A 13,195-nucleotide genomic window follows, 5' to 3' on the forward strand; every position below is an offset into this window, starting at 1 on the left:
GCAGTTATGCGGGACTTTGCAGGCATTGCGTTTCCGGGTGCAAAGCCGCGCAGCGTCGGGCCGCGGTGCGGCGATCCGCAATTGAAGTTAAAGCACTTTATGCCAGCCACATCCGAGCAAGATCAGAGCGTTGTGCTGGTGGCAGCCAAATCGCCGTGCCCGTGGGCGGCCCGGAGATGCGCGGCGGGCTGACGCCCTTGATTCCGCGCGGAGGCAAACGAACGCAAAGTCCCGCATAACTGCCCCTCACATCCGCGTTGGAGAGTGAGAGAAGGGTTGGTTGCTTTCGCGACGGGTTAAGGGCTGGGAGAGTGGCTTCCAGCGCCTGTCACGGAGGAATACCGATGGGTGTTGTGGAAGTTTTGGATCCGGTTCAGCCGACGCGAGCTGGTGGCTGGAAAGTGGATGTAAGCCGGGGTGAGCGGAATGGGCGGGTGTCGTCCGAATGGTTCAACCGGCCCGATGATGAGCGGTATCTGTCGCTCGACGATCTCTGGGCCAATGTGAAGGGCCGGTCCGAGCGCAGCCGCAGCCGGGTGGTGCAGACGGCGGACATCCGGGTCGAGGCTGCGCGCGACAACCCCGAGCGGTTGCATCTGATGCTGCCGAAAGCGCAGGAACCGGTGGCGCCTACGCACTGGGCCTTCGGCCAGCTGGCCAGCATCGTCGGCGCTCCGGCGTCATATCTGCGGCAGTTGCCAGCGCCGCTGGCGGGGATCAACCTGCAATACGGCCTGACCAACCACCGCGCCGAGCAAGTGAAGACTTTTGAGACGGAAGACGGCCGCACCGAACTGCGCGCGGTGACCGGCCCCGATTATGGCCGCATCCACGATTTCGAGCTGGTCGAGGCCGTGCAACGCATCGCGGGCAATGGCACGGGCGACACGCGCTGGAAGGTGCCGGGTGTGCTCGACTGGTCGACAGGGGTCTACAACCCCGGTGTCGAGATCAGCCGCGACACGACCACGCTCTATGCCTCGGACCGCGATGTCTTCCTGTTCCTCGTCGATGATCGCAACCCGATCGAGGCGGGCCGGCTGCCCGATGGCTCGCCCGATCTCTACTTCCGGGGCTTTTACTGCTGGAACTCCGAGGTGGGCGCGAAGACCCTTGGCATAGCAAGTTTCTACCTGCGGGCAGTGTGTCAAAACAGGAATTTGTGGGGTGTCGAAGATTTCCAGGAGATCCGGATCCGGCATTCGAAATACGCGGCCTCGCGCTTCGCGCATGAGGCCGCCCCGGCGCTGACGCGGTTCGCCAATTCCTCGCCGCAAGGGTTTGTGAACGGGATCAAGGCCGCACGGCAGCAGATCGTGGCGCGGACGGATGAGGACCGCGCGGATTTCCTGCGCAAGCGCGGCTTCTCGAAGGCCGAATCCGGCAAGATCATCGAGAAAGTGCTGATGGAAGAGGAGCGCCCGCCCGAGTCGATCTTCGACTTCGTGCAGGGCATCACACGGCTTGCGCGCGACAAGACCCAGCAGGATGCCCGCCTCGACATGGAAGGGCGCGCGAAAAAGCTGCTCGACCGGGTCGGCTGACGCGATCCTTTTGAACGTGGCCGCCCAAGCCAACGGGCGGCCACGTCCGTTTCACATTCTGCATGGCCATTCACATCACCGCCGCCGCCCCCTTTCGAGGAAGAGGGCGGCGGTTTGGTCTTTGACGGTTTGAAGCGGGGAGAGAGGCTTTCCGCGCCGTCGGAGATATCAGCCATGTTCGACTTGCCCCTGCCGTTTCACCCGACCCCTCGCCCAAGCGGCCCCGCGTCACACAGCCCAAATGGCACCGCTGATCCCAATCGCCCCTTCGCCCTGACAGTCTCAAACACCTTGCCCGCCGCGCAGATGTCGGGCTGGGCCGCGCCCATGGTCCTTGCCCGTTTTGCCACACTGACTGAAGCCATGCAGGGCGCGATCGATCACGCCGAGAACATGGCCCGCAATGCTGCCCCGCAGATGATTGCCATTTTGGACCGCGACGCGCGTCTGGTGCTCGCGGGTGCGGCCAGCGAAAGCGCAGTGGCCTGGTGCCACCCGGTGACCAGTGCCGCCGAGGCGCGCTCCGTGGTGCATGAGGCAAGCCAGCTGCGCGCACAGGCGGGCCGTGCCGCCGATTGGCGTGAGGCTGATCTGGCACAGCGGCTGCGCCAGCGTGCCGATCTGCTGGATGCGCGTCTGGTCGATCCGCTCTGGCGCGCATTTGCCGCCCGCGCGCTGCAACTGGCCGCGTGAGGCCCACAGAGTCAGAGGCGGGCAGGGCAGAGATGCGCTTTGCGGGGGAAGAGGAATGATCGCCCCGCGACGCGTACGTCCCCCGCCTGTTTCAAGGAGAGAACGATGCGCCAGAATTCCCCGACATTACCCGCCCCGCTGCCCCCGGCCAGCACGGATTTTCACGGGCTGCAGGCCCGGCATGCCGAGGCCGAGGCTCGCCTGGCCGCGCTGATGGCCGCCAATATGACCCGGCTTTATGATCATCTGACCCGTGCTGGCATCACCCATGTCATGGTCAGCTTTCACTGTGATCATGACATCTGCCGGATCATTGGCCTCACCGCTTGGGCGGATGATGTGGAATGCCCCTGTCCAGACGTGACCATCCCCTATGTTGCGCTGGACCAGCCCGCACCTGCGCCCGGCAATCTGGCGCTCAGGCACGCGATTGCGCGCATTGCCTGCGATGTGCTGCAGGATTTGCGCGCGGCATCCGGCACGGCCCGTGCCGCAGATGGCAGCTTTTGCTTCGACGCAGCCGCGCGCGCGAACCTGCTCGATTACAACCCATGCGATGCGATGGCCCCCTCCGGCCCGCCGCAAGCTTGCGCTGCCAGTTATGCGCAGGGGCCATGGTGATGGTCCCGTTCTATGCACTTCTCGGGGTAAGCCCGCAGGGCAGGCCCTGCACTGTGCTGCGCGCCGCGATCCGGGCGCTGCATCCCAGCTTGCGGCGCATGCGCGGGCTTCGCGTTGCGCGCCAGCGCTTTTACCGCGCAATGCTGGCCAGCCATGCGCGCCTCCAGTCAAAGAATAACCCAGTGGGCGCGGACTGACGCCGCCGCCCCTGATCACCTCAACCCATCACACCACACGTCCGGCCATTGGTCGGGCCTTTTCTTATGGAGACCCCAATGGCGGATTATTTCACCCGTTTCTCGTGCCTGCTGGACGTTGGCACGCCCCAGAATGCCGCGCGCGCCTATGAGGCGTATCTCGCGCTGTGCAATGACTTCTATGCCGAGACAGAAACCCTGTGTTGCGGTTTTGACCTGACGATCGAGAGCAATCCTTCTGGATCACAACTCTGGATCCGCAGCGAAGACCACGGCGACCCCGAGGCGGTCATCTGCTTCGTGCTGCGCCTTGCGCACGACCTCGATCTCACCGGCCTGTGGGGGTTTACCTACGCTGTGACCTGTTCCCGCTTGCGCATCGATGCATTCGGTGGTGGCGCGCATGTCATCGACCTTGGCGCGCGCAAATCCATTGGTGCCACCAGCACGCAAGACTGGTTGGCGGCGGCACTGAACGGGGAGCACCCCCATGCCTGAGGTGATTTGCACGACAGTTTACCAGTTCCCCGAACTCTCGGATGTCGCCAAGGACAAGGCGCGCAACTGGTATCGCGGGTTGGGCCCCCATGATGACTGGTGGGACGCGGTCTATGAGGATTTTGAGCAGGTCTGCGAGATCCTCGGCATCCGCCTCAAAACCACCCCCGTGCGCCTGATGGGTGGCGGCACACGCCAAAAGCCCTGCATCTGGTTCTCGGGGTTCTGGAGCCAGGGCGATGGCGCCTGTCTGGAAGGGTTTTACAGCCACGCCAAGGGCGCAGCCGCACGCATTCGCGCCTATGCGCCCAAAGACGCGGCGCTGCACAGCATCGCCGACCGGCTGCAGACCATCCAGCGGCGCAACTTCTACCAGCTTGCCGCCGAGATCAGCCACCGAGGCCGCTATTACCACGAATACAGCATGTCCGTGGACGTCACCCGCGACAGCCCCACTTGGCAGCCGCCGACCGAGGATGCCGAGGAAACCGTGGTTGAAGCAATCCGCGATCTGGCCGACAACGATTCATTATGCACCTCATTCTAAGTGTTTGTAATGATTGGAAGTGTGGTTTGTCGAGGATCGCGACACGGGGCATTTCGGTGCTTCAGGGCATCTGCAACCGCATCACTTTTGAGGTCGACGACTTTTATCTGATGTGGTGCGTGCCGCATAACCTGTTCAGCCGGCAGGATTTTCTCCCTTATTAGCCAGCGGATGACGTGATGTGTCACACCCAGCTTGTCTGCCGCTTCGGCCATCGTCAGCCACCCGCCCTGTTTGTCGGCTGACGCGTATGCTCGTATGCCATTGTTCTTCCGGGTGGAGGAAACACGCTTCGCAGTCCAACTGTGATCGCACCCCGTGCGCAGGCTCATTCGGTTGAGCGTCGCCGCAATGTCACTATCACTCCAACGCCCGGCCATGGATCGGATCAAGGTCAAAGCATCTTCGGAAGTCACGCGGCCATGCTGACCGGGTTTGGGCTTCTTGACGCGCAGCTGGGAGTGTTGACCACCTTGCCAGTGGATGGTCAGGATCACCTCGCGACTTTGCTCATCGACGTCCGCGACAATGTCTTTGATCAGCGTGCGCACCAGCCGTTGGCGGGTCCGTGCGCTGACGCCAGCCGCGTTCCAGGCCGCCGCCAAGTCTTCAGCCAAGCCCTCAAGGTCGGGCGGTTCCACTGCGACGATGGGGGCCTCACCGACGTCAACGCGCATTTTGCACGCCTCGAGACGCTGCAGGGTCGCCTCCCAGTTCCGTTCAAGCGTTGCGGCAATAAGCCGGTTATCGGGATCGCAGGCCGCATAGCGGCGCTCGGCCAGCCCAGCCTCATACTGCGCCTTCTGCAAGTCGAGTTCCGCAGCGCGCCGTCGTTCTTCGCTGGCCATTGTCAGCATTCGTTCTGCCTCCCTAGCTGCTTCTACCGCAACGGGCTGCACCACGCGAAGAATCTCTGCGGCAATCACCTTGTCGACCCCCGACCCGCCAAAACGAAGACATCGGTCATGGCCAAGCATCGTGTTCATGTAGTCGCATCGGTAGACTGGGTTCCGGGCCTGGCCGGGATAGGTGACCGTGAGACGGCATCCGCACCGGGCGCATGACAGCAAGCCGGAGAGCAGCGCGCGACCGCCGCGCCCAGACTTGACGCCGCCTTTTCGACCATGCGCATTGGTCGCAAGGTGGGCCAGATTGCGTTCGTATTCTTCCCACCCGATGTAGCCTTCATGGTGATCCCTCAGGAAGACCTCCCATTCCTCCATCGGTTTGCCATGGCCGTAGGACTTGCGGGCTCGCCCGTCAACAATCTCGGCGCGCGGCCCGCTTTTCCCATAGGCATAGATCCCCGCATAGAACGGGTTCTTGAGCACAGAGATGACGTTGCGGTATCGAATTGGCGTCCAATCAAATGAGGTCATGTAGCGCCCTTCTGATGGGCGTGGAAAGAAGAGCTTGTCCTCCAGCAAGGACAGCAGAACCTGGCGACCGCTTTTCAGTTCCCGGAACCGGCTGAAGATCAGGTGGATGGCCTCTTGCACGCGCAGATCGGGATCGAACCCAAGGCCTGCGTCGCGGTGCCAGACATAGCCGATGGGGACGTTGATGCGCAGCTCTCCCCGTTTTGCCTTTGCTCGGGCGGCCTCGAGCATGCGCGCCCGAAGGATGCCAAGCTCGAACTCGCTGATCGTTCCCTTCATGCCCAGCAACAGTCGGTCATTGGGGGAGCAGGGATTGTAGACGCCGTCCTGGTCAATGACCCGGGCATCGGCCAGACCGCAGAGTTCCAGCAAGTGATGCCAGTCACGCCCGTTTCGGGCGAGACGCGAAGCGTCGAGGCAAAGCACTGCGCCTACATCTCCAGCGCAGAGCCAGGCGACGAGACGCTCGAAGCCCGGGCGAGCAACAGCGCCGCTGGCCGAGCGCCCGAGATCATCGTCGATGACCTCGACATGCTGGAATCCATGCCGACGGGCCGTGTTCACCAGGTCGTACTGACTCCGCTGGCTTTCAAGATTGTGCAAGACTTGGCTCTGCGTCGACTGCCGAACATAGACGACCGCCTTTCGCTTCAAGAGTGCGGGCGGAAGAGGGCTAAGCGCGTTCATGCGGTTCCTCCTTCCCGGCTGCTTCGGTCGCCTCCATCAGAAGGTTTGCGAGCGCCGCCAGGGCTGCTTCGCGCTGCCGCGGGCTCATTCCGCGCATCTTGTGGGAATCGAACGCCATGATCATTTGGCGCGAACTCTCGGGCGGATTTGATGTCGATCGCTTCATCGGGGGGAATCTCCAGAACTGAACTTACAGTCGAGGAGCATACACTTCCGCGATGAGTGGCGAGAAACTCAGCGAGTTCGGCAAGGGCGCTAAGCGAAACGCGCGCCTCGCCAATCGCCATGCCCACGCAGGCGACCGGATCGAGCATCCAGGTGGAAATCATGATGACATGCCCCGGCGCGGCTTCAACGCGCGCCACCGCACCGTTCCGAGACTGATCGACGCCTTCGCACCGCACCCGCCTTCCAAAAAGCGGATGGTAAGGGTAATGCACGGTCACAAACTCCCCGATATGGGCAGAATGACCCTGAGATGGCCCGTTGGCTCTATCGTCAGCTTCAGTCTGAGTACGACCACCTCACCTCGGATGAGGCAATAGAGGACGGCATCATCGCCATTGAATATACTTTCACGGAAACCGGGCGGCGGTTTGGGTGAGCATGCGCAGTTGAAATCTGTCAGAAAACTGCTTATGTTTCTGACAAAGGAGCGATCATGGAACGCATGACCGAAAGCATTATGCAAGTCGCAACAACGTTGCCGGAGGGGGTGCCCTTGGCAGCGAAGGGGCTTTTGCACCTCGGTTCGCGCGCGGCAGTCGATCAGACCCTCTCGCGCTTGGCCGCGCGTGGAGAGTTGATCCGGGCCGGACGCGGGATCTATATGCGCCCGGTCCAGACGCGCTTTGGCCCGCGTAGCCCCTCGGCCGAACAGGCGATCGAGGCGCTGGCTGCACAGAGGGGGGAGACAATCGTCCCAAGCGGCGCTTCTGCTGCGAACGCCCTGGGCCTGACGACGCAGGTCCCGGTTCAGTCGGTCTATCTCACCTCTGGTCGAAGTCGTGTACTCAGCCTTGGCCGCCAAGTGGTCGAGCTACGCCACGCGCCGCGCTGGCAATTGGCCCTTGGCAACAAGACCTCCGGGCAGGTTGTGCGTGCTCTTGCCTGGCTTGGGCCGGAGCAAGCGACCGGCGCTCTGCCTATCCTGCGTTCCAAGCTCACGGACACAGCGAAGATGGAGTTGATCACCGTCGCGCCGCAGTTTCCGACCTGGCTGGCGCGATTGATCGGGAAACTGGTCCATGGCTGAAGCGTTCCTTCGTCTCAGCGCTCGTGACCGTCTGGACGCGCTTGGTGTCGCAGCCGATCGGCTTGGGCGGCCAAGCCATCTGCTCGAAAAGGACGTCTGGGTTGTCTGGGCGATCCAGCAGCTATTCGGGTCGCCTATTGGTGCGAACCTTGTCTTCAAGGGTGGCACATCGCTCTCGAAGGCCTATCAGGTCATTGATCGGTTTTCTGAAGATGTGGATCTGACCTTTGATATCCGCGCGCTGATCCCGGATTTGCTGGATGGTCGTGAGGATGCCATGCCAGTCTCATCCAGCGAAGAGCGGCGTTGGTCGAAGCGGGTCCGGCAGGCGTTGCCCGAATGGGTGGCAGGGACCATCCAGCCGATCTTGCGGCGGGCACTCGAACACGACGGCATCGAAGCCGCACTTCGGCTGGACGGTGACAAGCTGTTCATCGATTATCCGAATCTTGTGCAAGGCACGGGATATGTTTCCCCCAGCGTGATGCTGGAATTCGGTGCGCGCTCCACCGGAGAGCCTGCATCTGTGCGCGACATTGTCTGCGATGCTGCGGCGGCGATTGAAGGCGTGGAGTTTCCGGTGGCGCGCCCCCGTGTCATGCATGCCGAGCGAACGTTCTGGGAGAAGGCGACGGCAATCCATGTCTTCTGCTTGCAGAACCGCATGCGCGGAGATCGCTTCTCCCGACACTGGCATGATGTTTCCCGCTTGGATGAGGCGGGCACAGCTGCTGTGGCCATTGAAGATCGAGCGCTCGCGGCAGCAGTGGCACGGCACAAGGCGATGTTCTTTGTCGAAAAGGCTACCGATGGCTCAAGAGTGATCTATGACGCTGCACTTTCCGGGAATCTGCAACTGGTGCCAAGTGGTGAGGCTTTTGACCTCCTCGCGGACGATTACCGTCGGATGACAGAAGACGGCCTGCTGGCTATTGCGCCTGAGCCGTTCGACATCTTGATGGATCGCTGTACTGATATCGCGCGCAGGGTGAATACGGCTTTCAAAGTGGAATAGACGACAGGAACTCCGGGCCCACCGTCACCTATTCCCATCGATCCATTTCGCCATCAGCCCCTTGTCGCGGAAACATTCGTCCGGGACGGCGCGGCGTTTGATGCGGGCGAGGCGTTCGGCGAAGGCGACCTGTTTGGACGAGGGCAGGCTGTCGAGCGCTTTGGAGGGTGTCATCCTGGCCTGCGCGTCGATCCAGGCGCTGAGTGCGCGGCGATCCTGCTGCACGTCCCACGGCAAAAGCGTCTGGTTGCGCAGGGCCAGCGCGCGCGCATAGGCGATCTGCTTGGGCGTTGCGGGCAGGGCGAATGTGGTCTCTTCCATCGGGGCGGTCTCCCTTGCTGGCGTGCTTTCCAATATAGAACATAAGGCGAACAAATGCAAGCCGGCTGTCGTTATGACAGGGGTTTTGAGAGCTTGAGGAGGGATGGGGAAGATCAGGTTTGAGCCTGCCTGAGAGAGGGGGCCTGGACCTGATCCTGTCCCTTATTCCGGAGTTTTCCCATGACGCATCTTTCCCCAGTCACGCCTGTACAGGTGCCGGTTTTGCCGATCCATGCAGCTGCCCCCGCCGCGGCGCACCACACGCACACCCCCGACACGGCGCACACGATCCTCGCTGTGGCCGAAGCGCTGCAGCCCGATCTCGCGCAGGGCTTCCAGATCGACACGTTGCGCCTTCGGCTTGAGATGGAGCGTGCCTTTGGCGGCTCCGATGCCGACGGTGCTTGGAACTGGAAGCTCGCCTATGAGGCTGGCGAGGCAGCGCTCGCCCTCTTCCTGCGGAAATTCGGCCGCGCGCTTCTGGCCCGGGCGGGTTCACCCGCCGCACGCTTGCCCATCCTCGCCAAGGTGGCAGGCCTGTTGCCCACGCATACCCGCCGCTCGGAAGAAATGGAGCGGTTCCAGCAGTTCAGTACACCGCTGCCGATGGGGCTGGCGGCTTTGGCTGCGGCACAGATCACGCCGCGCGATCTGGTCCTCGAGCCCTCGGCCGGGACCGGGCTTCTGGCGATCCTCGCCGAGATCGCGGGCGGCAGCCTCGTGCTGAACGAGCTGGCTGACACGCGCGCCGATCTTCTACGTCGCCTGTTCCCAGGCCGTCCCGTGACGGCCTTCGACGCCGCCCAGATCGACGATCATCTCGACGCAGGCCTGCGCCCGAGCGTCATCCTGATGAACCCGCCCTTCTCGGCTGTGGCCAATGTCGATGGTCGGACGACCGAGGCGACGGCCCGGCATTTGCGCTCGGCGCTTGCGCGGCTGGCCCCAGGCGGGCGGCTGGTCGCCATCACCGGTGCGGGTTTTGCGCCCGATGCCTCGGCCTGGGCTGAAACTTTCACCTGCCTGACCGAGTCGGCGCACCTGGTCTTCACCGGCGCGGTGGCGGGTGCCGCTTTTGCCAAACACGGCACCAGATTCGAGACCCGCTTGTCGGTCTTCGACAAATGCCGGGACGGTGAGGCAGGCGGCATCACCGCCGATCTTGCGCGCCCGATATCGCCTGATATCGCCAGTTTGCTCTCGCAGATTTCAGCCGGTGTCCCCCCGCGCCTCACGCTGGACCCGGACATAGCGGCAGAAAATCGCCCCACTTCCCCCTTCCCGGGAAATCCTTCCTGCACCACACGCACGGCCATCAGCACATCACGCGCAACCCCTGCGGCCCAGCCACACCAGTCCAGTGCACAAATCGAGGCCGAAGATCTGGCCTATGCGCTGCGCGATGCGACCGAGGAGGCCAATACCGCGCGCCTTTCTGACGCGATCTACGAAACCTTCCGCTTGCACGCGATCGACATCCCCGGCGCCACACCGCACCCGACCAAGCTGGTGCAATCGGCGGCCATGGCCTCGGTCGCGCCCGATGATGCCGCGGACGCTGTCCGCTTTCGGCGCGGCTTCTTCCTCGGCGATGGCACCGGCGCGGGCAAGGGCCGCCAGTCGGCCGGGATCTTGCTCGACAACTGGGCCAAAGGCCGTCGCAAGGCACTCTGGATCTCGAAAAGTGACAAGCTTTTGGAGGATGCGCAGCGCGACTGGTCGGCCCTTGGCCAGGAACGCTTGCTCGTCACGCCCCTGTCGCGCTTTGCGCAAGGCAAAGACATCCCGCTGACCGAAGGCATCCTCTTCACCACCTATGCGACGCTGCGCTCGGAAGAGCGGGGTGCAAAAAAGTCCCGCGTCGACCAGATCGTCGACTGGCTGGGCTCAGATTTCGACGGGGTGATCCTGTTTGACGAAAGTCATGCCATGGCCAATGCCGCCGGATCGAAGGGAGACCGCGGTGACACCGAGGCGTCGCAGCAGGGCAGGGCGGGCCTGCGTCTGCAGCACAAGTTGCCGAATGCCCGCGTGGTCTATGTCTCCGCCACGGGGGCAACCTCGGTGCACAACCTCGCCTATGCGCAGCGCCTCGGACTTTGGGGTGGCGAAGACTTTCCGTTCGCCACCCGGGCAGAGTTTGTCCAGGCCATCGAGGCAGGCGGCGTCGCGGCGATGGAGGTCCTCGCCCGCGACCTGCGGTCCCTCGGCCTCTACACAGCACGGTCGCTTTCCTATGACGGCGTCGAGTACGAGATGCTGGTTCATGCGCTCAGTCCCGAGCAGCGCAGCATCTATGATGCCTATGCCGGGGCCTTCGCCATCATCCATAACAACCTTGCCGCCGCAATGGAGGCGGCCCACATCACTGGCCCGGCCAGCTCGACAGGCTCCAACGGCACGCTGAACCGCCAGGCCAAATCCGCTGCGCGCTCGGCCTTCGAGTCCGCCAAGCAGCGCTTCTTCGGCCATCTCCTCACCTCGATGAAAACCCCCACCCTCATCTCCAGCATTGAAGCCGACCTCGCAGCAGGCCATGCGTCCGTCATCCAGATCGTCTCGACCGGCGAGGCGCTGATGGAACGCCGCCTGTCAGACATCCCCACGGATGAATGGAGCGATGTGCGGGTGGACATCACGCCAAGAGAGAGCTGCCTGGATTATTTGCAGCACTCCTTCCCGGTGCAGCTCTACGAGCCCTTCACCGACAGCGAGGTCAACCTCTCCTCGCGCCCTGTCACGCGCGATGGCCAGCCGGTGGAATGCCGCGAGGCGGTGCGCCGCCGCGATGCGCTGATCGAGCATCTGGCAAGCCTGCCGCCCGTGCCCGGCGCGCTGGATCAGATTGTCCAGCGCTTCGGCACCGATCTCGTGGCCGAGGTGACGGGCCGATCGCGTCGCATCGTGCGCAAAGGCGAGGGTCACGCGGCGCGGCTCGTTGTGGAAAGTCGGGCAGGATCTGCCAATCTCGCGGAAACTGCCGCCTTCATGGATGACCAGAAGCGTATCCTGATCTTCTCGGACGCGGGCGGCACGGGGCGCAGCTACCATGCCGATCTCGGGGCGAAAAACCAGCGCCTGCGGGTCCATTACCTCCTGGAACCCGGTTGGAAGGCCGATGCCGCCATCCAGGGGCTCGGGCGCACCAATCGGACCAATCAGGCGCAGCCGCCGCTGTTTCGTCCTGTCGCCACAGACGTCAAAGCAGAAAAGCGCTTTTTGTCCACAATCGCGCGCCGCCTCGACACGCTTGGTGCGATCACGCGCGGGCAGCGCCAGACCGGCGGGCAGGGGCTGTTCCGGCCGGAAGACAATTTTGAGACCCCTTACGCGCGCGACGCTCTGCGCCAGCTCTACCGCAAACTGCATCGCGGCGATGTGGCGGGATGTTCGTTGGAGGCGTTCGAGGATGCGACGGGTCTCAGCCTGACCGATGACAATGGCCTCAAGGACAATCTGCCCCCCATCACCACCTTCCTCAATCGCCTGCTGGCGCTGACGATTGATATGCAGGCGGTGCTCTTCTCGGCCTTCGAGGAGCTTCTCGACCAACGGATCGAGGGCGCTATCGCCGCCGGGGTCTACGATCTCGGGCTCGAGACGCTCCGCGCAGAGAGCTTCCGCGTCACGGATGCCCGCGTCATCTACACCCATCCGGGTTCTGGTGCGGAAACCCAGCTTCTCACTATCGCGCAAAAGCAGCGTAACACGCCGCTGTCGCTAATCGACGCGCTGGATTGGCTCGAAGTCCCCAAAGCACGCCTGCTGGTCAATAGCCGCTCGGGCCGGGCCGCGGTGCAGGTGCCCGCGACCAGCCTGATGCTGGATGATGGCACGATCGAGCCCCGCCTGCGGCTGATCCGCCCGCTTGATGCCAGCACGGTTCCGGCCAAAATCATGGAGGACACCCACTGGCTGGAAGCCGACCGCGCGGCCTTCACTGCCGCCTGGACCGCAGAACTGGCAGAGGTGCCGGAGTTCTCTGAGAGCACGCTGCATATCGTGGCAGGCCTCTTGCTCCCCATCTGGAAGCAGCTCCCTCAGGATGAAACCCGCGTCTACCGACTGCAGACCGATGACGGCCAGCGCATCATCGGCCGCCGCGTCTCGCCCGCCTGGGTCGCAATGACGCTGGCGGAGGACGCACCAAAACTGACAGCGGCGCAGGTTCATGCCCTTATTCTGGAGGGCAAGACGGTGGTGCGGCTGGCGGAGGGGATGGAGTTGCACCGATCGCGCGTCATGGGGGTCAACCGGATCGAGCTGTCTGGCTTCACCGAGGCCGCCAAGGACCGGCTCAAGGCGGATGGCTTCTTTTCGGAAATCATCGCCTGGAAGCTGCGGCTCTTCTGCCCGACGGATCCGCGCGGGGTTGCGGTGCTGGAGCAGTTGCTTGCGCGCTTGCCCGTGGCTGGCCTACATGCACGCAATGGTTGAA

The 13,195-nt window shown here is 63.3% G+C and carries 12 protein-coding genes; 10 read left to right on the plus strand and 2 right to left on the minus strand.

Features of this window, described 5'->3' with window-relative positions:
- The first annotated feature begins 344 nt into the window (after window positions 1–344).
- The 6 genes from BD293_RS16160 to BD293_RS16185 all read left to right on the plus strand — a co-directional run bounded on the left by BD293_RS16160 (window position 345) and on the right by BD293_RS16185 (window position 4,100).
- Window positions 345–1,544 carry a DUF932 domain-containing protein gene (locus BD293_RS16160; protein ID WP_142083506.1) on the plus strand — a complete coding sequence of 400 codons (1,200 nt, stop codon included), beginning with the start codon at window positions 345–347 and terminating at the stop codon, window positions 1,542–1,544.
- Between the two features lie 174 nt (window positions 1,545–1,718).
- Window positions 1,719–2,237 (plus strand): DNA repair protein RadC, encoded by a 519-nt coding sequence (locus tag BD293_RS16165; RefSeq protein WP_142083508.1) that lies wholly within the window; start codon window positions 1,719–1,721, stop codon window positions 2,235–2,237.
- A gap of 105 nt (window positions 2,238–2,342) precedes the next feature.
- On the plus strand, window positions 2,343–2,858 hold the full coding sequence (locus tag BD293_RS16170; protein WP_142083510.1) for a DUF6878 family protein: 516 nt from the start codon (window positions 2,343–2,345) through the stop codon (window positions 2,856–2,858).
- Entirely contained in the window at window positions 2,858–3,055 is a 198-nt protein-coding gene (locus BD293_RS16175; protein ID WP_142084686.1) for a hypothetical protein, read from the plus strand. The genes BD293_RS16170 and BD293_RS16175 overlap by 1 nt, the downstream gene beginning before the upstream one ends.
- Before the next feature lie 78 nt (window positions 3,056–3,133).
- Window positions 3,134–3,553 carry a hypothetical protein gene (locus BD293_RS16180; protein ID WP_142083512.1) on the plus strand — a complete coding sequence of 140 codons (420 nt, stop codon included), beginning with the start codon at window positions 3,134–3,136 and terminating at the stop codon, window positions 3,551–3,553.
- A complete protein-coding gene (locus BD293_RS16185) occupies window positions 3,546–4,100 on the plus strand; it encodes an antitoxin of toxin-antitoxin stability system (protein WP_246086330.1) in 555 nt (184 codons plus the stop codon). The genes BD293_RS16180 and BD293_RS16185 overlap by 8 nt, the downstream gene beginning before the upstream one ends.
- On the opposite strand, the gene BD293_RS16190 is transcribed toward BD293_RS16185, so the two are convergent.
- Window positions 4,097–6,166 (minus strand): recombinase family protein, encoded by a 2,070-nt coding sequence (locus BD293_RS16190; RefSeq protein ID WP_142083515.1) that lies wholly within the window; start codon window positions 6,164–6,166, stop codon window positions 4,097–4,099. The two genes, BD293_RS16185 and BD293_RS16190, sit on opposite strands and share 4 nt — an antisense overlap.
- A gap of 478 nt (window positions 6,167–6,644) precedes the next feature.
- On the opposite strand from BD293_RS16190, the gene BD293_RS23375 reads away from it, so the two are divergent.
- The 3 genes from BD293_RS23375 to BD293_RS16205 are packed head-to-tail and all read left to right on the plus strand — an operon-like array spanning window position 6,645 to window position 8,436.
- Window positions 6,645–6,770, plus strand: a complete 126-nt coding sequence (locus BD293_RS23375; RefSeq protein WP_281286679.1) for a hypothetical protein — start codon at window positions 6,645–6,647, stop codon at window positions 6,768–6,770.
- Between the two features lie 57 nt (window positions 6,771–6,827).
- Window positions 6,828–7,421 carry a DUF6088 family protein gene (locus BD293_RS16200; protein WP_142083519.1) on the plus strand — a complete coding sequence of 198 codons (594 nt, stop codon included), beginning with the start codon at window positions 6,828–6,830 and terminating at the stop codon, window positions 7,419–7,421.
- Window positions 7,414–8,436, plus strand: a complete 1,023-nt coding sequence (locus BD293_RS16205; RefSeq protein WP_142083521.1) for a nucleotidyl transferase AbiEii/AbiGii toxin family protein — start codon at window positions 7,414–7,416, stop codon at window positions 8,434–8,436. The genes BD293_RS16200 and BD293_RS16205 overlap by 8 nt, the downstream gene beginning before the upstream one ends.
- Before the next feature lie 24 nt (window positions 8,437–8,460).
- Here BD293_RS16205 and BD293_RS16210 read toward each other — a convergent pair whose 3' ends face one another.
- Window positions 8,461–8,757, minus strand: coding sequence for a hypothetical protein (locus BD293_RS16210; protein ID WP_142083523.1), 297 nt, complete (start codon window positions 8,755–8,757; stop codon window positions 8,461–8,463).
- Window positions 8,758–8,937: 180 nt separating this feature from the next.
- On the opposite strand from BD293_RS16210, the gene BD293_RS16215 reads away from it, so the two are divergent.
- Window positions 8,938–13,194: a strawberry notch family protein gene (locus BD293_RS16215; protein WP_142083526.1), complete on the plus strand. Its 4,257-nt coding sequence runs from the start codon at window positions 8,938–8,940 to the stop codon at window positions 13,192–13,194.
- Window position 13,195 lies beyond the last annotated feature (1 nt).

The sequence above is a fragment of the Roseinatronobacter monicus genome (assembly GCF_006716865.1).
GTDB classification, from domain to species: domain Bacteria; phylum Pseudomonadota; class Alphaproteobacteria; order Rhodobacterales; family Rhodobacteraceae; genus Roseinatronobacter; species Roseinatronobacter monicus.